General features: G+C 68.8%; 18 protein-coding genes. 9 read left to right on the forward strand and 9 right to left on the reverse strand.

Annotated elements, in window-relative coordinates:
- Window positions 1-89: 89 nt before the first annotated feature.
- The gene (locus IE266_RS22170; RefSeq protein WP_189682323.1) at window positions 90-1,094 is read right to left on the reverse strand and encodes a GT-B fold glycosyltransferase domain-containing protein; all 1,005 of its coding nucleotides are present in this window, start codon (window positions 1,092-1,094) and stop codon (window positions 90-92) included.
- 138 nt (window positions 1,095-1,232) lie between these two features.
- On the opposite strand from IE266_RS22170, the gene IE266_RS27205 reads away from it, so the two are divergent.
- Window positions 1,233-1,997, forward strand: a complete 765-nt coding sequence (locus IE266_RS27205) for a hypothetical protein (RefSeq protein WP_268249768.1) — start codon at window positions 1,233-1,235, stop codon at window positions 1,995-1,997.
- A gap of 137 nt (window positions 1,998-2,134) precedes the next feature.
- Here the strand turns inward: IE266_RS27205 and IE266_RS22180 are convergent, their stop codons facing one another.
- The 3 genes from IE266_RS22180 to IE266_RS22190 form a co-directional block, all read right to left on the reverse strand.
- Window positions 2,135-2,812 carry a glutathione S-transferase family protein gene (locus tag IE266_RS22180; protein WP_189682324.1) on the reverse strand — a complete coding sequence of 226 codons (678 nt, stop codon included), beginning with the start codon at window positions 2,810-2,812 and terminating at the stop codon, window positions 2,135-2,137.
- Window positions 2,809-3,342 (reverse strand): DUF3859 domain-containing protein, encoded by a 534-nt coding sequence (locus tag IE266_RS22185; RefSeq protein WP_189682325.1) that lies wholly within the window; start codon window positions 3,340-3,342, stop codon window positions 2,809-2,811. The genes IE266_RS22180 and IE266_RS22185 overlap by 4 nt, the downstream gene beginning before the upstream one ends.
- Window positions 3,343-3,665: 323 nt before the next feature.
- Window positions 3,666-5,264 (reverse strand): phosphoenolpyruvate carboxykinase, encoded by a 1,599-nt coding sequence (locus IE266_RS22190; protein WP_189682326.1) that lies wholly within the window; start codon window positions 5,262-5,264, stop codon window positions 3,666-3,668.
- 328 nt (window positions 5,265-5,592) lie between these two features.
- Here IE266_RS22190 and IE266_RS22195 point away from each other — a divergent pair, with 328 nt between their 5' ends.
- Genes IE266_RS22195 through IE266_RS22225 form a run of 7 tightly spaced genes read left to right on the forward strand, consistent with a single transcriptional unit; the run spans window position 5,593 to window position 10,938 of the window.
- Window positions 5,593-6,294 (forward strand): response regulator transcription factor, encoded by a 702-nt coding sequence (locus tag IE266_RS22195; protein ID WP_189682327.1) that lies wholly within the window; start codon window positions 5,593-5,595, stop codon window positions 6,292-6,294.
- Between the two features lie 9 nt (window positions 6,295-6,303).
- Entirely contained in the window at window positions 6,304-8,028 is a 1,725-nt protein-coding gene (locus tag IE266_RS22200) for a sensor histidine kinase (protein WP_189682328.1), read from the forward strand.
- Window positions 8,006-8,458 (forward strand): HPr kinase/phosphorylase, encoded by a 453-nt coding sequence (locus tag IE266_RS22205; RefSeq protein WP_229864392.1) that lies wholly within the window; start codon window positions 8,006-8,008, stop codon window positions 8,456-8,458. Before IE266_RS22200 ends, IE266_RS22205 begins: the two co-directional genes overlap by 23 nt.
- The gene (rapZ, locus tag IE266_RS22210; RefSeq protein ID WP_189682330.1) at window positions 8,455-9,336 is read left to right on the forward strand and encodes an RNase adapter RapZ; all 882 of its coding nucleotides are present in this window, start codon (window positions 8,455-8,457) and stop codon (window positions 9,334-9,336) included. The genes IE266_RS22205 and rapZ overlap by 4 nt, the downstream gene beginning before the upstream one ends.
- Complete coding sequence (locus IE266_RS22215) at window positions 9,333-9,743, forward strand: PTS sugar transporter subunit IIA (RefSeq protein WP_189682331.1); 411 nt, start codon at window positions 9,333-9,335, stop codon at window positions 9,741-9,743. Before rapZ ends, IE266_RS22215 begins: the two co-directional genes overlap by 4 nt.
- A complete protein-coding gene (locus IE266_RS22220; RefSeq protein WP_189682332.1) occupies window positions 9,740-10,009 on the forward strand; it encodes an HPr family phosphocarrier protein in 270 nt (89 codons plus the stop codon). The genes IE266_RS22215 and IE266_RS22220 overlap by 4 nt, the downstream gene beginning before the upstream one ends.
- 38 nt (window positions 10,010-10,047) lie before the next feature.
- Entirely contained in the window at window positions 10,048-10,938 is an 891-nt protein-coding gene (locus IE266_RS22225) for a lysophospholipid acyltransferase family protein (RefSeq protein ID WP_189682333.1), read from the forward strand.
- Between the two features lie 12 nt (window positions 10,939-10,950).
- On the opposite strand, the gene IE266_RS22230 is transcribed toward IE266_RS22225, so the two are convergent.
- Complete coding sequence (locus IE266_RS22230) at window positions 10,951-12,468, reverse strand: class I adenylate-forming enzyme family protein (RefSeq protein ID WP_189682334.1); 1,518 nt, start codon at window positions 12,466-12,468, stop codon at window positions 10,951-10,953.
- Complete coding sequence (locus IE266_RS22235; RefSeq protein ID WP_189682335.1) at window positions 12,465-13,625, reverse strand: acetyl-CoA acetyltransferase; 1,161 nt, start codon at window positions 13,623-13,625, stop codon at window positions 12,465-12,467. Before IE266_RS22235 ends, IE266_RS22230 begins: the two co-directional genes overlap by 4 nt.
- An 85-nt stretch (window positions 13,626-13,710) precedes the next feature.
- Here IE266_RS22235 and IE266_RS22240 point away from each other — a divergent pair, with 85 nt between their 5' ends.
- Window positions 13,711-14,259, forward strand: a complete 549-nt coding sequence (locus IE266_RS22240) for a helix-turn-helix transcriptional regulator (RefSeq protein ID WP_189682336.1) — start codon at window positions 13,711-13,713, stop codon at window positions 14,257-14,259.
- Between the two features lie 2 nt (window positions 14,260-14,261).
- On the opposite strand, the gene IE266_RS22245 is transcribed toward IE266_RS22240, so the two are convergent.
- The 3 genes from IE266_RS22245 to leuC form a co-directional block, all read right to left on the reverse strand.
- Window positions 14,262-15,155 carry a LysR family transcriptional regulator gene (locus IE266_RS22245; protein ID WP_189682337.1) on the reverse strand — a complete coding sequence of 298 codons (894 nt, stop codon included), beginning with the start codon at window positions 15,153-15,155 and terminating at the stop codon, window positions 14,262-14,264.
- 67 nt (window positions 15,156-15,222) lie between these two features.
- Window positions 15,223-16,239 carry a YeiH family protein gene (locus IE266_RS22250; RefSeq protein ID WP_189682338.1) on the reverse strand — a complete coding sequence of 339 codons (1,017 nt, stop codon included), beginning with the start codon at window positions 16,237-16,239 and terminating at the stop codon, window positions 15,223-15,225.
- Between the two features lie 145 nt (window positions 16,240-16,384).
- On the reverse strand, window positions 16,385-17,803 hold the full coding sequence (gene leuC / locus IE266_RS22255; protein WP_189682339.1) for a 3-isopropylmalate dehydratase large subunit: 1,419 nt from the start codon (window positions 17,801-17,803) through the stop codon (window positions 16,385-16,387).
- Window positions 17,804-17,895 lie beyond the last annotated feature (92 nt).

Consider the following 17,895-nt stretch of genomic DNA (forward strand, 5'->3'; position numbering starts at 1 on the left):
GTCATGCGTCCGGTCCTTTTGTCGGGCTTGGATGCTTCAATCCTGACATGACGTCCCGCCGCTGTCGGTGATCCAGATCACGCCACGCCTCAGCGGATCCAGAACCCCGCCTCGCGGATCCGGTTGCGGATCGCCTTCTCGTTGCGCGGCAGGTTGGCGCGGTCGAACATCGCCCGCACCTTCTGCCCGCGGCCCTGGTAGACCGTCCGCTTCATCGCTTCGTGGTTTTTCAGGATCTTCTTCAGCTTGTTGGGCGCCGCGATGGTCTCCAGCAGCGCGACCACCGCATCGCTCTCGCGCGCGTAGAGCAGCGGAAAGTGGCGGTAATGGCAGGAGACCGCCCCGTCGAGCAGCCCCTCCGGCAGGAGATCGCGGCCGCCGCCCAGGGCATGGATCACCAGCGGCAGCGCCACCTGGTCGAGCCAGGGGTCGAAGCTCTGCCCGGTCAGGGCGACGGGCGGGTCGTCGCGGATGTCGCGGGCATAGTCGAGGAAGCGCGCCCCGAAGACGCGGGGGCAGGGGCCATAGAACCAGCCGGCGTTGAAATAGAGATAGCGTCGCCAGTAGTTCTCGGGCTGGCCGGGATCGAGGCTCGCGGCGAAATCCAGCCCGAACCGGTCGTAGAGCGCCTGCCAGATGCCGCCGATATCGGGCCCGTAGAGCGTCGGCACCGGCCAGGTGCCCTCGACCCGCTCCGAGGCCGAGGGCCGGGCGAAATCGAAGGGCACCGCGCCCAGGTCGCCGCAGATCAGCGTGTCGCTGTCGAAGAAGACGAAGGGCTCGCCCTCGGGCAGCGCCAGTAGCGCCTCGATCTTGTTGCCATGCGGGTAGGAGGCCCCGAAGACGCGGTTCTCGAAGGGTAGGATCTCGGCGCCCAGGCCCGCCAGCGCCGCCAGCACCTCGGGGTTGCGGATCGCCGGATCGCCGTCCCAGCACGGCCCCGCCTGCGGCACCGCCACGAAGAGCCGCCCGGCGAAATCCGGTGCCGAATGGCGTAGCGAGGCGGCGAAGAGCAGGCATTCGTATTGCAGCCGCCCGGCCTGGCCGACGATCATCACATTGAAGGCTTGGCGGCCGCCCGGATTGTTTGCCATACTGCTCCCGGTCGCAAATTTATGCTGCGACAAGTGTGTTTTGCGGGCAGTATAGGGGCAGGGGTGGCGGCCCAAAACCCTGCAATTGCGCAGGTCCTGAATTCTCCCGGCAAACGGGATCTGGTGGAGGTGATTTTCATGCTCGAGATTTTTCTGCTGATGCTGGCAACATCGGTTCAGCAGGCGGCGGCGATCGACAACGGGTCGTCCGCGTCGCGGGTCGTCCCGTCGCCGGTGGTGGCCGAAGCGCCGGCCGTCGCGCAGACCGAGGCCCCCGCCGTCATTCCGACACCCGCGCCCGCGCCGCAGGGCACGGCCCTGAACCTGCCGGTCTTCCCGCCCGCACCCGCCGCCGCCCCGGCACAGCCCGCCACCGCCGCGCCGCAGCCGGTGGCCCCGGCGATCCTCGCGCCGCAACCCTCAGCGCCGCAACCCTCAGTACCCCAGGCCGCCGCGCCACAGGCCCAGCTCGCCTTCCTCGCGCCCAGGACCCAGGCCGCCGCCCCCGCGCCGGCGGCCAATCTCGTCGCCGAACCGCAGGTGCCCTCGGGCCGCTTCCTGACCGCGCTCGAGGTGCGGCCGATCCTGAACGCCACCCGGTCGAACTGGATCGCGGTGCGCGAATACGGCGGCAAGGACCTGCTCTACGTCACCCACCTCTGGTCCTGGCGCTGCGGCCTGCTGGAAATCCGCATCGGCCTGAACGGCGCCGCGCCCGAGCCCTGGCCGCTGCCGCAATGCCATCTCGAGCAGCCGCAGGCGGCGGCGATCCTCGAAGGCGACGGCAACCCCTACCGCGAGTTCCCGCTGCGCACGGTCCAGCTGATCGAGGTGATGCTGACCTATGACGACCTCACCACCGACCGCGTCCGCTTCAACCGCGCCGGGGTGGTGATCCCCTGAGACCGCGGCGCGCCGCCACCCCGCGCCGCGCCCCTGGCTTCTCTTCTTCAAAAATATCTCCGGGGGTGAATTGGCCGCCAGGCCAAGAGGGGGCAGCGCCCCCAACCCGGCGCCACGCGCCGGCGCGGTGCAATCGCTCAGCCGTCGCGCAGGCGGGCGGGCATGGCCTCGGCATAGGGGAAGTAGCCGAAGAACGGTCGCGCCTCGGCGATCACCCGCGCCACCGCTGGCCGCTCCAGCAGCCGGTCCAAATAGGCCGGGACGGCGTCGCGCCGGCCCCAGGGCTCAACGATCCCGGCATAGAACAGCGCCGGCATGGCGGCGCAATCGGCCAGGGTGAAGGCCGCGCCGCAGGCCCAGGCGCGCGACGCCATCCGGGTCTCGACCATGCCATAGGCCACCTGCAGCTGCGCCCGCGCCTCGGCCACGCCGAAGGGGTCGCGGTCCTTCTCCGGGCGCAGCCGGTCGGTCACGATCTTCTGCATCGGCTGGTGGACGTAGAGGTCGAAGAAACGGTCCCAGAGCCGCACCTCCAGCGCCGCCTCCGGAGCGGCCGGCAGCAGCGGTTCGGGGCCTGGATAGTGGCGGTCGAGATACTCCAGGATGATCGTCGTCTCGGGCACCACCTCGCCGCGCGCCTCGTCGATCAGCAGCGGCATCTTGCCGACCGGCCAGCGGTCGAGATGCGCCGCCCGCGCGGCATCGTCGCCGAGGTCGAGCAGCCGCGCCTCGAAAGGCGTGCCGGCTTCGTAAAGCGCCACCAGCACCTTCCAGCAGAAGGAGGCCAGCGGATGCGAATGCAGGATCAGCGTCACGACAGGTAATCCGCGCCGCAGTCCTGGCCGATCCAGGGCGCATCCTCGGGGCGCACCACCTCGAAGCTCACCACGTAGAGCGGCTCGCCGCCGAACAGGGCCCGGATCGTCCAGGTGCCGGTCACCATCTCCTCGGGCAGGTCGAAGCTGTAGGCGTTGATCGAGGCGTCATCGCCGCCCAGCGTGGTGACATAGCTCTGATGCGTCATCCCCGAGCCGAGGAAGGGCGGATGCGTCACCTCGATGGTCACCGGATACATCTGCAAGCCCCCGGTCTCGGTGCGCACCCCGAAGGAGAGGCCTGCCTTCGCTGGCACCACCGGGCCATGCCAGCGGATCGGCGGGGTCACGGGCAGCAGGTCGACCCGCTGCGCCAGCGTGTCCGGTGCCTCGACCGAGTCGACCGAGGCCAGTTGGCAGAAGGCCCCGAATTCGAGCTTGAGCAGCGTATCCGCGCGATGCTCGACACCGCCGGCGCTCAGCGGCAGCGGCAGCAGGGCAAGGCAGAGCGGGGCGAGGCGGCGGATCATGGCCGCAGCAGGCGCCCGTTGCCCCCGCTTGTCAAGCGCGCCCCGGTCACAGCCCCGTGCGGCCGCGGTTTGCCGCTTGGGGGCAAGGCAGGGCGCTCTTTACCCGGCCGCAGGCCGGGCAGCGCCTGCCTGCCCCCCGGCAGGCGCTTTCAACCTCCCCGCCAGTGCCGCGGTCGCGCGCCTGACGCGCCGCCCGCCGCTGTCGCCGCGGTGCCCTGGCGCCCGCCCAGGCAGGCGCTGCCCGGCCTGCTCCGCCCTGAATGGCCAAAACAAAACCGCCCCCGGTTTCCCGGAGGCGGTTTCCAATCTCGGCGCCGAAAGCCTCAGCCGATGGCGGCGGCCTTCACGTCCTCGTCGATGTAGGGGACGTATTTGGCGAAGTTCTCGGCGAACATCTGCACCAGCTTGGCCGCCTGCTTGTCATAGGCCGCCTTGTCGTCCCAGGTGCGGCGCGGGTCGAGCAGCATCTGCGGCACGCCCGGCACGTCGACGGGGACGTCGAAGCCGAAGTTCGGATCCTTGCGGAAGGTGACCTCGGCCAGGGTGCCGTCGAGCGCGGCGGTCAGCAGCGCGCGGGTCGCCTTGATCGGCATCCGGTTGCCGGTGCCATAGGCGCCGCCGGTCCAGCCGGTGTTGACCAGCCAGCAGGTCGCGCCGTGCTGGGCGATCTTGTCGCGCAGCAGGTTGCCGTAGACCTCGGGGCGGCGCGGCATGAAGGGGGCGCCGAAGCAGGTCGAGAAGGTCGGCTCGGGCTCGGTCACGCCGCGCTCGGTGCCGGCCACCTTCGAGGTGAAGCCCGACAGGAAGTGATACATCGCCTGCGCCGGGGTCAGCCGGGCGATCGGGGGCAGAACCCCGAAGGCGTCGCAGGTCAGCATGATGATGTTCTTCGGATGGCCGCCAAGCGCGGTGGCCGAGGCGTTCGAGATATACTCCAGCGGGTAGGCCGCGCGCATGTTCGCGGTCAGGCTGTCATCCTCGAAGTCGAGCTCGAAGGTCTCGGGATCGAAGACCATGTTCTCGATCACGGTGCCGAACTTCGAGGTGGTGGCGAAGATCTCGGGCTCGGCCTCGGGGCTCAGCGAGATCGTCTTGGCATAGCAGCCGCCTTCGAAGTTGAAGGTGCCGCGGTCCGACCAGCCATGCTCGTCGTCGCCGATCAGCACGCGCGCCGGGTCGGCCGAGAGCGTGGTCTTGCCGGTGCCCGAGAGGCCGAAGAAGATCGCCGTGTCGACCGGGTTGCCGACGGCGTGGTTGGCCGAGCAGTGCATCGGCATGATGCCCTTCTCGGGCAGCAGGTAGTTCAGCAGGGTGAACACCGATTTCTTGTTCTCGCCGGCATATTCGGTGCCGCCGATCAGGATGACCTTCTTGTCGAAGTTCATCGCGATCACGGTTTCCGAACGGCAGTTGTGCCGCTCCGGGTTGGCCTGGAAGCTCGGGCAGTTGATCACGGTCCAGTCGGCGGTGAAGTCGTCCAGGTCGCTGCGATCGGGGCGGCGCAGCATGTGGCGGATGAACAGGCCGTGCCAGGCCAGTTCGGTCACCATGCGAACGTCGATCGAATGCGCCGGGTCGGCGCCGGCCATGAGGTCCTGCACGAAGTAGTCGCGGCCCTTCATGTGCTCGATCATGTCGGCATAGAGGGCGTCGAAGCCCTCGGGCGACATGGCCGCGTTGTTCTCCCACCAGATCTTGTCGGCGACACTGTCGGTCTTCACGACATGTTTGTCCTTGGGCGAGCGTCCGGTGAACTTACCGGTGGTCACCAGCAGGGCGCCGCCTTTGCCAAGGCGGCCTTCGCCGCGGCGCAGGGCCGCTTCGACCAGCGCTGGTTCCATGAGGTTGTAGTGAACCTCTCCCAGTCCGGTGATGCCTTGATCTTCGAGGCGGAACCTCGGGTTGACGTGTCCGATTGTCATGCGGGTTAGTCTCCTTGGACGGCGCTGCAACTGGTGCGCGCTGGGGCGCTCGGGTGCCGTTACGGCGCTCATAACATGTCGCTGGAAGCAGTGAACAGGACGCTTTGGCACAGTTAGCGCCACCACGGCGATGTTTAGCGCAATCATCCGTTTCGGGCTGTCAGGGGGTCGTGGCAGTTCTGCGACAATTCAGTCCTTTCTAACACTTTTTTGCCAGATTTGCGCCCTAACTCTTGGGTGATTCGCACTTAAGGATTGATTCGAAAGGCCAAAGCAGCGATGTATTCAGGAAAAAGAAGCGAATAACGAGCAGCATAGGGGCATTCAGATGTCTAAGATCGCGTTGGTGGACGACGACAGGAACATCCTGACGTCCGTCTCCATGACTCTTGAAGCAGAAGGCTTCGAGGTCGAAACCTACAATGACGGACAGGCGGCGCTGGACGCGTTCAACAAGAAACTGCCGGACATGGCCGTGCTCGACATCAAGATGCCGCGCATGGACGGCATGGACCTGCTGCAGCGCCTGCGCCAGAAGACCCAGATGCCGGTCATCTTCCTGACCTCGAAGGACGACGAGATCGACGAGGTTCTGGGCCTGCGCATGGGCGCCGACGACTACGTCAAGAAGCCGTTCAGCCAGCGCCTGCTGGTCGAACGCATCCGCGCGCTGCTGCGCCGCCAGGAAGCGGTCGAGGGCGATGCCACCGGCACCGGCCCCGAGGCCAAGGTGATGGAACGCGGCCACCTGCGGATGGATCCGCTGCGCCACGCGGTCACCTGGAAGGGCAAGGACGTCTCGCTGACCGTCACGGAATTCCTTCTGCTTCAGGCACTTGCACAGCGTCCGGGCTTTGTTAAGTCGCGCGACCAGCTGATGGACGTCGCCTATGACGACCAGGTCTACGTCGACGACCGCACCATCGACAGCCACATCAAGCGTCTTCGCAAGAAGATGCGGACCGCCGACGATGATTTCTCGGCGATCGAGACTCTCTACGGGATCGGCTACCGCTACAACGAAGAATAGTTGGCGTTGATGAGCATCGCCGAAAGGACCTTCGTGCGCGACCGGCCAACCTCTCGAAATCATCGCGGCGGCGACGTCGTTCTGGGCGACGACTGGGTCGCCCCGGACGCCGGCATCGCCGATGAGCTGCGGGTCAAGCGCGCGCGGCGCAACTTCTTCTCGCTGAAGGGGTCGCCGCTCACCCGCAAGATCGTGATGTTCAACCTGATCGCCCTGATCATCCTGGCGGCGGGCATCCTCTATCTGAACGACACCCGCGACAGCCTGGTGCGTCAGCGGGCCAATGCGCTCGTGGGCGAGACCGAGCTGATCGCCAACGTCTTCGAGGCCAAGCTCGAAGAGGGCGCCTTCGGGACCGAGCAGGTCGACGCCGTCGCCGCGACGCTGGCGGGCCTCAGCCTGCGCAACGGCGTCGAGGTGCTGGTCTTCGACCGCAAGGGCGAGCTGCTGGGCCGCACCAAGGGCATCGGCCAGAGCGCCGCGCTCGACGCGCTGACGCCCGAGCCGAAGGGCCACACGCTCATCACCGACACGCTGACCCGGATCTGGCAGGGCACTGCCGGCCTGCTCGCCCCCAAGGAGCCGCGCGCCGCAGCACCGCTGGCCGAGCAGCTGACCGCCGCCGTGCCCGCCGCGCTGACCGGCGGGACGATGGTGGAGACCGGGCTCGACACCGCCGGGGGCACCGTGCTCTCGGCCATCGCGCCGATCAAGCGGGGCGAGGTCGCGCTGGGCGCGGTCGCCGTCGCCAGCCCCTCGGGCGAGATCGATGCGCTGGTGCGCGGCGAACGCGAACGCGTGCTGCAGATGTTCGTCGTCGCCATCCTGGTCTCGATCGGCCTCTCGCTGGTGCTGGCCTCGACCATCGCCAACCCGCTGGCCGACCTGGCCGAGGCCGCCGAACTCGGCCGCGACCGCGACTCGCGCCGCATGAACCCCGGCCGCATCCGCATCCCCGACCTCTCGGCCCGCCCGGACGAGATCGGGCGGCTGAGCCGGGCGCTGCGCGGCATGGTCTCGGCGCTCTACAACCGCATCGACGGCAATGAACAGTTCGCCGCCGACGTGGCGCATGAGATCAAGAACCCGCTCGCCTCGCTGCAATCGGCTGTCGGCACCCTGCGCATGGTCAAGCGCGACGACCAGCGCGAACGGCTGATGGACGTGATCGAACACGACGTGCGCCGGCTCGACCGGCTGGTGAGCGACATCTCCAACGCCTCGCGCCTGGACGCAGAACTGGTGAAGGAGGAGGAGGAACCCTTCGACCTGCTCACCATGCTGAAGAACCTCAACCAGTATCTGGGCGAGGACGCGCAGGCCAAGGGCATCGACTATATCACCGACCTGCCCGCCGGGCAGATCGTTATCCACGGGCTCGAGGCGCGGCTGGCGCAGGTCTTCGTCAACCTCATCACCAACGCGATCTCCTTCTGCGAGGAGGGCGACGCCATCCGCGTCTGGGCCCGCCAGCGGCAGAACCGCGTGCTGGTCGTGGTCGAGGATACCGGCCCCGGCATCCCGGACGAGGCGCTCAACAAGGTGTTCAAGCGCTTCTACTCGCAGCGTCCGGCCGAGCATTTCGGCAACAACTCGGGCCTTGGCCTGGCGATCTCCAAGCAGATCGTCGAGGCGCATGGCGGCGTCATCTGGGCCGAGAACATCCGCCCGACCGAGGCCGACATCACCTCGGAACCGCTGGGGGCGCGGTTTGTCGTCGGCCTCCCGGTCTGACGGCGCAGCGCCCCTCACGCTCCACGCCAGCTGTGTCGCGCTCGACGGGCGCGGCCTGCTGATCCTGGGCGCCTCGGGCAGCGGCAAGTCGGGCCTCGCGCTGGCGCTGATGGCGCATGGCGCGCGGCTGGTGGCCGACGACCGCACCATCCTGGCCCGCGAAGGCGAGGCGCTGATCGCCTCCTGCCCGGCACCGCTCTCGGGCCTGATCGAGGCGCGCGGCATCGGCCTGCTGAACGCCGAGCCGGCCGGGCCGGTGCCGGTGATCCTGGCGGCAGATCTTGACGCCGAGGAAACCGAGCGGCTGCCAACGCCGCATCACATCTGCTTGCACGGCCTCGATATTCCCTTGCTTCGGGCAGCAAAAATGCCACATCTGGCACCGGCCCTCCTGCAGTTCCTCAGGGCAGGCCGACGGGACACGCCATGACGCCGGCAAAGACACAACTGGTTCTTGTCACCGGCCCTTCCGGGGCCGGCCGCTCGACCGCGATCCACGCGCTCGAGGACATCGGCTTCGAGACCATCGACAACCTGCCCATGCGCCTGGTGCCGCGCCTGCTCGATGGCGGGGCCGAGCGCCCGCTGGCCCTGGGCATCGACGCCCGCACCCGCGATTTCTCGGCCGCCGGCCTCTTGCAGCTGATCGACGAACTGGCCGCGCGCGGCGATACCGAGCTGACGCTGCTCTACCTCGACTGCCGCCGCGACGTGCTGCTGCGCCGCTATTCCGAGACCCGCCGCCGCCACCCGCTGGCCCCCGCCGAGAGCCCCGAGACCGGCGTCGCGCGCGAGCTCGACCTGCTGGGCGCGATCCGCGACCGGGCCGACACGCTGATCGACACCTCCGACCTGAACGTGCACGAACTCAAGGCCGAGGTCGCCCGCTGGATCGCACCCGAGAGCCGCACCGGCCTCGCGCTCACCATCCAGTCGTTCAGCTACAAGCGCGGCTTGCCGCGCGCCATCGACATGGTCTTCGACTGCCGCTTCCTGGCGAACCCCTACTGGGTACCGGGCCTGCGCGCCTTCGACGGGCGCGATGCCCAGGTCGCGGCGCATGTGCGGGCCGACCCGCGGTTCGAGGGCTTCTTCGACCGGGTCGTCGACATGACCCGTTTCCTGCTGCCGGCCTTCGTGGCCGAGGGCAAGGCGCACCTGGCCATCGCGTTCGGCTGCACCGGCGGGCAACACCGTTCGGTCGTTCTCGCCGAAACCCTGGCCAAGACCCTTGCGGAGGACGGACAGCAAGTGTCAATTAGGCATCGCGAGCTTGAAGGGCGAGCTACGGAAGAGAGCAGGGCGTGATCGGTATTGTCATTGTCGCTCATGGCGGGCTGGCCAAGGAATACCTGGCCGCCATGGAGCATGTGGTCGGGCACCAGCCCGGTCTTCGCGCCGTGTCGATCGAAGTCGACCACGACCGCGCCGCAAAGGAGAAGGAGATCTGCGCCGCCGCCGATGCCGTCGATATCGGTGACGGAGTGGTGGTGGTGACCGACCTCTTCGGCGGGTCGCCGTCGAACCTTTCGCTGCTGGCCTGCCGCCCCGACAACCGGCGCATCCTCTATGGCGCCAACCTTCCCATGTTGATCAAACTGGCGAAAAGCCGCCAGTTGCCGGTGGCCGAGGCCGTGCGCAACGCGATGGACGCGGGTAAAAAATACATCAACACCCAGATCATCACGTCCGATCCTCCCACGGTTACCAAATGACACGTCGCACCCTGAAAATAGTGAATGAAAAGGGGCTGCACGCGCGCGCGTCGGCCAAGCTGGTCGAGGTGGTCGAGGCCTTTGACGCAAGGGCAGAGGTGTCGCGCGACGGGTTGTCCGCGTCCGGTGATAGTATTATGGGCCTTCTCATGCTCGCGGCTTCGAAGGGAACGACTATTGACGTCGAGACCTCCGGGCCGGATGCTGAAGCTCTCGCCGACGCGATCGAGTCCCTTGTGGCGGACAAGTTCGGCGAAGGGTTCTGACCGCCGGAGGGGCCGGCAGAACGTTGGGGGTGGCAAGAGTGGTGGACACCGCACAGGACGGTCCGGGGCATGGCGCTGCCGAGACGCAGTCGACCAACGGCGAGATCTATGACCGCCGTACGCTGACCTACGCGAATTCCTTCGACGACCGTTGGACCTCGCTGGCGATCAAGGCCATCGAGTGGATGACCGGCAAGTTGACCATCCTGCGCATGGTCAACAAGTTCGAGAAGACCAACGCCGACTATCGCGGCCAGAAGTTCTGGAAGGGCGCGCTCGACGTCATGGGGATCGACCTGCAGACCCCGGCCGAGCAGATCGCCAACATTCCCAAGGAAGGCCCCGTGGTGGTGGTGGCGAATCATCCGCACGGCATGGTCGACGGGATGATCCTGGCCGAGCTGATCGGCCGCGTGCGGCAGGACTATCGCATCCTCACCCGATCGGTGCTGACCGGCCTCGACGAGGCGGCGACCTCGTTCATGATTCCGGTGCCCTTCCCGCATGACCCCGAAGCGCAGCGCAAGATGGTCGAGATGCGTGCCAAGGCGATGGCGCATCTGGCGCAGGGCGGCGTCGTGGCGCTGTTCCCCTCGGGCGTGGTGATGTCGTCCGACAGCTGGTTCGGTCCCGCGATCGAGCGCGAGTGGAACCTCTTCACCGCCAAGATGATCCGCAAGTCGGGCGCGAAGGTGGTGCCGATCCACTTCCACGGCCACAACTCGCGCTGGTATCTCATCGCCAACCGCGTTTCGCCGATCCTGCGGCAGGGCCTGCTGCTGCACGAGATCGTGCGCTCGTGCAACAAGCCCAACGCGCCGGTGATCGGCGAGGTGGTGCCCGATGACCGCATGGCGCAGCTCGAGACCGACCCGCGCGGCTTCCTCGCCTGGCTGCGCGATCACACGCTGCGGCTCGGCGGGCGCTAGAACCGGGGCCGTTCAGCCCCGGTCGATCTCCTTCAGGCGTTCGCGCAGCTCGGTCTTCAGCACCTTGCCATAGTTGTTCTTCGGTAGCTCGCCGACGAAGACATATCGCTTGGGCTTCTTGAACCGGGCGATCTGCGCGACGCAGGTCGCGTCGAGGCTGGCGGCGGTCGGGGCGCAGTCCGCGCCGGGCACCACGAAGGCGACGACGATCTCGCCCCAATCCGGGTCCGGCGCGCCGATGACCGAGACCTCGCTGACCTCGGGATGCGTCAGCAGCGCCTCCTCGACCTCGCGGGGGTAGATGTTCGACCCGCCCGAGATCACCATGTCCTTGGCCCGGTCACGCAGCGTGAGATAGCCCTGGCTGTCGAGCTGGCCGAGATCGCCGGTCATCAGCCAGCCATCGCGCAGCGAGGCGGCATTGGCCGCCGGGTTGTCGAGATAGCCGGTCATCACCTGCGGGCCCCGCACCGCGATCTCGCCGATCTCGCCGGGGGGCAGGGGGGTGCCCTCGGGGTTGACGATCCGCACCTCGGCGACGCTGTGCGCCCGCCCCACCGAGGCGAGCCGCGCCTCCCAGTCGGGGTGGGCGCTGTCGGCGATATCGCCGCGCGAAAGCGCGGTGATGGTCATGGGCGACTCGCCCTGGCCATAGATCTGCACGAACTTCGGCCCGAGGACGGCGAGCGCTTCCTTGATGTCGGCGACATACATCGGCCCGCCGCCATAGACGATGGTCTTGATCCCGTCGCCGTCCTGGCCGCTGGCGCGGGCGGTGTCGACCAGCCGCTTGACCATGGTGGGGGCGGCGAACATCGACAGGTTCCGCATCTCGCGCGCCAGGGCCAGGATCTCGGCCGGGTCGAAGCCGCCGCTTTCCGGCACGATATGGCGCGCGCCGCGCTGCACGTGGATGAAGTTGTAGAGCCCCGCGCCATGCGACAGCGGCGCGGCATAAAGCGCGGCGTCACCGGCGGTGACGTCGTCCACGTCGGCGATATAGGCCAGCGAGGCGGCGAGCAGGTTGTCGCAGCTCAGCACCGCGCCCTTGGGCCGCCCGGTTGTGCCCGAGGTATAGAACAGCCAGGCCGCATCGCCGCCCGCCATCAGCGCCGGCCAGGGCAGCGGTTCGCTGTCCAGCATCCGGGCGAAGGCGGCGCTGCCGGGCGAGATGCAGGGCGTGTCGGTCAGGGCCGCCATCGCCTCGGCATCGCGGGTGAAGACCAGCCTGGCGCCGGAATGGGCAACGATCCAGGCCGCCTCGCGGGCGTGCAGCTTGCCGTTCACCGGCACCACGGTCGCGCCGGCATAGAGCACGCCGTAGAAGATCGGCAGGTAGTCGATGCAATTGGCCATGAAGATCGCCACGCGGTCGCCCGGCCCGATGCCGCGCGCGACCAGCCCCGCGCCGACCCGCGCGGCCTGCCGGGCGAAGCCGGCATATTCGCAGACCAGCCGGCTGCCATGGAACAGCGCCGGGGCGTCCGGGTTCGCCCGCGCCGTCCGCGCGAGCCATTCCGCAGGGTTCATCGCGCCGCCTCGAGGATCGAACAGTAATTCGCCACGCCCGAGCCACCCATGTTGAACACGAGGCCCAGGTCGGCGCGGTCGGCCTGCATCTCGCCAGCGGTGCCGGTGACCTGCCGCGCCGCCATGACGTGCATCGACACGCCGGTCGCGCCCACCGGGTGCCCCTTGGCCTTGAGCCCGCCCGAGAGGTTCACCGGCAGCCTGCCGCCCCGGAACACCAGTCCCTCGTCAACCGCCTCGGCGCCCTTGCCCTTGTCCTTGAGGCCAAGCGCCTCGTAGACCATCAGCTCGGCGATGGTGAAGCAGTCATGCACCTCGGCGAAACGGATGTCGTCGAGGGTGACGCCCGCCTTCTCGAAGGCCTTCCCGAAGGCCATGCGCGCGCCGGTCAGCTCGGTCATGTCGCGCTGCGAGATCGGCATGATGTCATTGACCTGCGCGGTGGCGCGGAAGGTCACGGCGCGGGCGAAATCCCCGGCCAGTTCCGGCGCGACGATGACCAGCGCCGCCGCCCCGTCCGAGATCAGCGAACAGTCGGTCATCCGCAGCGGCGCGGCGATCAGCGGGTTCTTCTCGGACACCGTGTTGGCGAAATCGAAGCTCACCTGCTTCTGCATGTGGGCCAGCGGGTTGGCCAGCGCATTGGAGTGGTTCTTCACGGCGATCTTCGCCAGCGTCTCGGCCCGGTCGCCGAAACGCTGGAAATACTGCCCGGCGATGCGCCCGAAGATCTGCGGGAAGGAGACGCCGCTTTCCTCCTTCTGGTAGGAGGCCCCCGAGAGCGCCTTGGTCACCCCGGCGGTGTCGAGTTCGGTCATCTTCTCGGCGCCGATCACCAGCGCCACCTTGGCCTCGCCCGCGCGGATCGCGTTCAGCGCCGACCAGATCGCCGCCGAGCCCGAGGCGCAGGCATTCTCGCAGCGCGTGGCGGGGGTAAAGCGCAGGCCCTCGTCCATGCCCAGCACCAGCGAGGAGGCAAAGGCGTCGGGCACCATGCCCGAGTTGAAGTGCCCCAGCCAGATCCCGTCGACATCCTCGGCCGCGACCCCGGCGTGGTCCAGCGCCTCGCGGGCGGCGGCAATGACCAGATCCTCGAAACTCTGATCGCGCAGCGCGCCGAATTTCGTATGGCCCCAGCCGATGATACATGGTTGCATGATGGTCCTCCTGTTCGGCCCGGATCCTACTCGGGAAGCGGCCGGCGGATAGTCCGCAAAGTTACCTAATTCCGGGTGCCGGTGAATGCCTTCCGATATCGACAGCGCCATTTTCGAGAATGCCCCGGTCGGCCTCATCTATACCGAGGACCGCATCATCCGCCGTTGCAACGCCCGTTTCGCCGTGACCTTCGGCTACGCGGCGAACGAGCTGGAGGGGGCGTCGCTGGCGATGCTCTATCCCTCGTCCGACGAATTCGCCAATACCGGCGAGCACTGGACGCGCGAGTTGCTGGAACACGGGGCCTATGCCGACGAACGCATCATGCGCCGCCGCGACGGGGCGCTGTTCTGGTGCCGGGTGCGGGGGCAGGCGCTTGACCCGGCGCGCCCGCTGGCCCGCGCGGTCTGGAGCTTCTCCGACCTCTCGGCCGAGCGCCCGGTGGCGGTGCTGTCGCGGCGCGAGCGGCAGGTGGGGATGCTTCTGGTCGAGGGGCTGACCGCCAAGGAGATCGCCCGCCGGCTCGAGATCTCGCCGCGCACGGTGCATGTCCACAAGAACCGCTTGATGGCCCGCTTCGGCGTGCGCAACTCGCTGGAGCTGGTGCGCTGCCTGACGGCGGTGCCGCGCTGAACCTATTCCGCCGGGCCGGGCTCCGACAGCAGTGCGGCCAGCATCCCGGCGGCGCGGGTGACGTGGCGCTCGGTGTGGCGCAGCAGGTAATAGTGCCGTTTCGGCAGGGGGCAGGCGACCCGCACCAGTGCGCCGGCCTCGATCGCGCGGGCGACCACCGCGCCCGACATGATGGTGGCGTTGATGCCCGCCTCGGTCGCCGCCTGCACCGCCTCGTTCGAGGGCAGCTCCAGCGCGATCTGGACGTCGTCCAGCCCCAGCCCGGCCTGCTGCAGGACCGCTTCGAAGACCGCGCGCGTGCCCGAACCCTTCTCGCGCAGCACCCATTTCGTTGCCGGGAACTGGCGCGGGGTGATCTTTCCCGCCACGGCCCAGGGGTGGCGGGGCGAAACCACGAGGTGCATCTCGTCCTCGGCCACCGCCGCGACGTCGAGGCGGGGCAGCGCGATCTGCCCCTCGATGATGCCGAGGTCGGCGGTGCCGGATTCGACCTGCGCGGCGGCGAATGCCGAGTTGCCGATCACCAGGGTGATGGCGATCTCGGGGAAGCGTTCGTTGAAGCGGCCAAGCCGCGCGGGCAGCCAGTGGTTGGCAACGGTCTGGCTTGCCGCCACGGTGATCGTGCCGCGCCGCAGCCCGGCGATATCGTCGAGCACCGCCACCGCGCCGGCGGCGCGGTCGAGCACGGCGCGCGCCTCGGCAAGGAAGATACGGCCCTCGGGCGTCAGCTTCAGCCCGCGCCCGACCCGGTCGAACAGGCGGACCTGGTGGCGGTCCTCCAGTGTCGAGATCGCCGCGCTGACCGCCGACTGGGTCAGGTTCAGCGCGTGGGCGGCCTGGGTCAGGTGCTCGCGCTCGGCGACCGCGACGAAGATGCGAAGCTGGTCAAGGGTCACGGGCCGTCTCCATTGGCGGCCCGCGCCATGGCGGTTCGGGCCGCCTGCATCCCTAGCCTCCGCACCCTCAGACCGCAATCGCGGCGAGGCCAAGTGCCAGCGTGCCGATGAAGAGGAAGGCGGCAAAGCCCAGCAGCAGCGGTCGTCCGCCCCTGGAGACCAGCTTGGCCAGATCGGTCTGCATTCCGACGGCGGCGAGGGCGGCGGTCAGCAGGAAGCTGGTGGCGGCACGGGTTGCCTGGGCGGCCTGTTCCGGGATCGCGACCAGGCTGTTGACGAGCATCAGGGCGATGAAACCGGCGACGAACCACGGCACCGCCGGCACCGGCGTGTCGCTTCCCGCGCCGCGCCGCCGCAGCGCCAGCCGGCCCAGCACCAGCACCACCGGGGCCAGCAGCATCACCCGCGCGAGCTTGGAGATGGTGGCGAATTCGCCGGCATCGCTGCCGCCCTGGAACCCCGCCGCCACCACCTGCGCCACCTCGTGCACCGAGGCGCCGATCCACAGGCCATAGCCCGCCGGCGAAAGCTCGATCACCCGTTGCAGCATCGGGAAGACCAGCATGGCCACCGTGCCGAAGAGCGTGACGATGGAGATGGCATAGGCCACGTCCTCCTCGCGCGCCCGCGTCACCGTGTTGGCCGCCACCACCGCCGAGGCGCCGCAGATCGAGGTGCCGGCGGCGATCAGCTCGGTCAGCGCCGGGTCGACGCCCAGCAGCCGCCCGAAGGCCAGGGTGAAGACGAAGGTGGCGGCAAGGCAGAGCGCCACCACCAGCAGCCCGCTCAGCCCCAGCGCGCCAAGCTGCGCGAGGCTGAGCTGCAACCCCAGCAGCATGACCCCCAGCCGCAGCAGCGGGCGCATGGCCAGCGCAAGGCCGGGCTGCGCCCAGGCCGGGGCCCCCAGCGCCCGGTTCAGCCCCATCCCCAGCAACACCGCCAGGATCATCGGGCTGAGCCAGCCGACCTCCGAGGCCGAAGCGGCGGAGCGGGCGACAAGGGCGATGGCAGCGGCCAGAGCCAGGCCGGGCAGCAGCAGGGGAAGCGCCGAGGTGACGCGGCGCGGGGAGAGGGAAATTTGCATGATGGGTCCTTTCGGCCCCTGCGTTACGCCTCATCGCCCCCGGTGATCCAACGGAATGATCTTGAGATTATGTTCGCTTCAATCGAATGATTGGGTGTGGCGGCGGGCCTCGCGCAATGGCCGGCCGCCGCGCCCCGCTTGGCGCTCAGGACGCCACCGTCTCCAGCTTGCGCACATCGGTCAGCCGGCCGGTGATCGCGGCGGCGGCGACCATGGCGGGGCTCATCAGGTGGGTGCGCCCGCCGCGCCCCTGCCGGCCCTCGAAATTGCGGTTCGAGGTGGCGGCGCAGCGCTCGCCCGGCTCCAGCCGGTCGGGGTTCATGCCCAGGCACATCGAACAGCCCGCCAGCCGCCACTCGAAGCCCGCCTCGGTGAAGATCCGCGCCAGCCCCTCCTGTTCGGCCTGCGCCCGCACCAGCCCCGAGCCGGGCACCACCATGCCGCGCACCCCCGGCGCCAGCCTGCGGCCCCTGACCACCTCGGCGGCGGCGCGCAGGTCCTCGATCCGGCTGTTGGTGCAGGAGCCGATGAAGGCCACGTCGATCGCCACCTCCTCCATCGGTGTCCCCGGCGTCAGCCCCATGTAGTCGAGCGCCCGCCGCGCCGCCTCGCGCTTGGGGCCCTCGAACCGCTCCGGGTCCGGCACCGCACCGGTGATCGGCGCGGTATCCTCGGGCGAGGTGCCCCAGGTCACGGTCGGCACAATCTCGGCGGCGTCAATGCTGATCTCGCGGTCCCACCGCGCGCCGGGATCGGACTGCAGGCCGCGCCAATAGGCCAGGGCCATCTCCCATTGCGCGCCCTTCGGCGCATGGGGCCGCCCCTTGAGATAGGCGAAGGTGGTCTCGTCCGGGGCGATCATCCCGGCCCGCGCGCCGGCCTCGATCGACATGTTGCACAGCGTCATCCGCCCCTCCATCGAAAGGGCCCGGATGGTGTCGCCGCAATATTCGATCACATGCCCGGTGCCCCCGGCCGTGCCGATCCGTCCGATGATCGTCAGCGCGATGTCCTTGGCCGTCACCCCGCGCGGCAGCGGCCCGCTGACCTCGACGCGCATGTTCCTCGACTTCGACTGTAGCAGCGTCTGCGTCGCCATCACATGCTCGATCTCCGAGGTGCCGATGCCCTGCGCCAGCGCCCCGAAGGCGCCGTGGGTGGCGGTGTGGCTGTCGCCGCAGACGATGGTGGTACCGGGCAGGGTCCAGCCCTGCTCGGGGCCGACGACGTGCACGATGCCCTGCCGCACGTCGGCGACCGGGTAATAGTGCAGCCCGAACTCGCGGGCGTTGCGGTCGAGCAGGTCGACCTGCACGCGGCTCTGGTCGTCCTCGATATGGGTCTCGCGCCCCTCGGTGGTGGGCAGGTTGTGGTCGGGCACCGCAATGGTGCGCTCGGGCGAGCGCAGTTTGCGACCGGCGGCGCGCAGCCCCTCGAAGGCCTGCGGGCTGGTCACCTCGTGCACCAGGTGGCGGTCGATGTAGATCAGCGTGCCGCCATCGTCCTGGGTGCCGACCAGGTGGTCCTGCCAGATCTTGTCGTAAAGGGTGCGTGGGCCGGGCATCGGCGCCTCCGTTGCTGCAGTTCCGGGAGAGGGGGGAGAGGAGGGCAGGGCCCTGGGGGTCCGGGCAGGCGCGCCGGCGCCGCCCGGAGGGT

It is taken from the genome of Seohaeicola zhoushanensis, assembly GCF_014656415.1.
In the GTDB taxonomy this organism is placed as follows: domain Bacteria; phylum Pseudomonadota; class Alphaproteobacteria; order Rhodobacterales; family Rhodobacteraceae; genus Seohaeicola_A; species Seohaeicola_A zhoushanensis.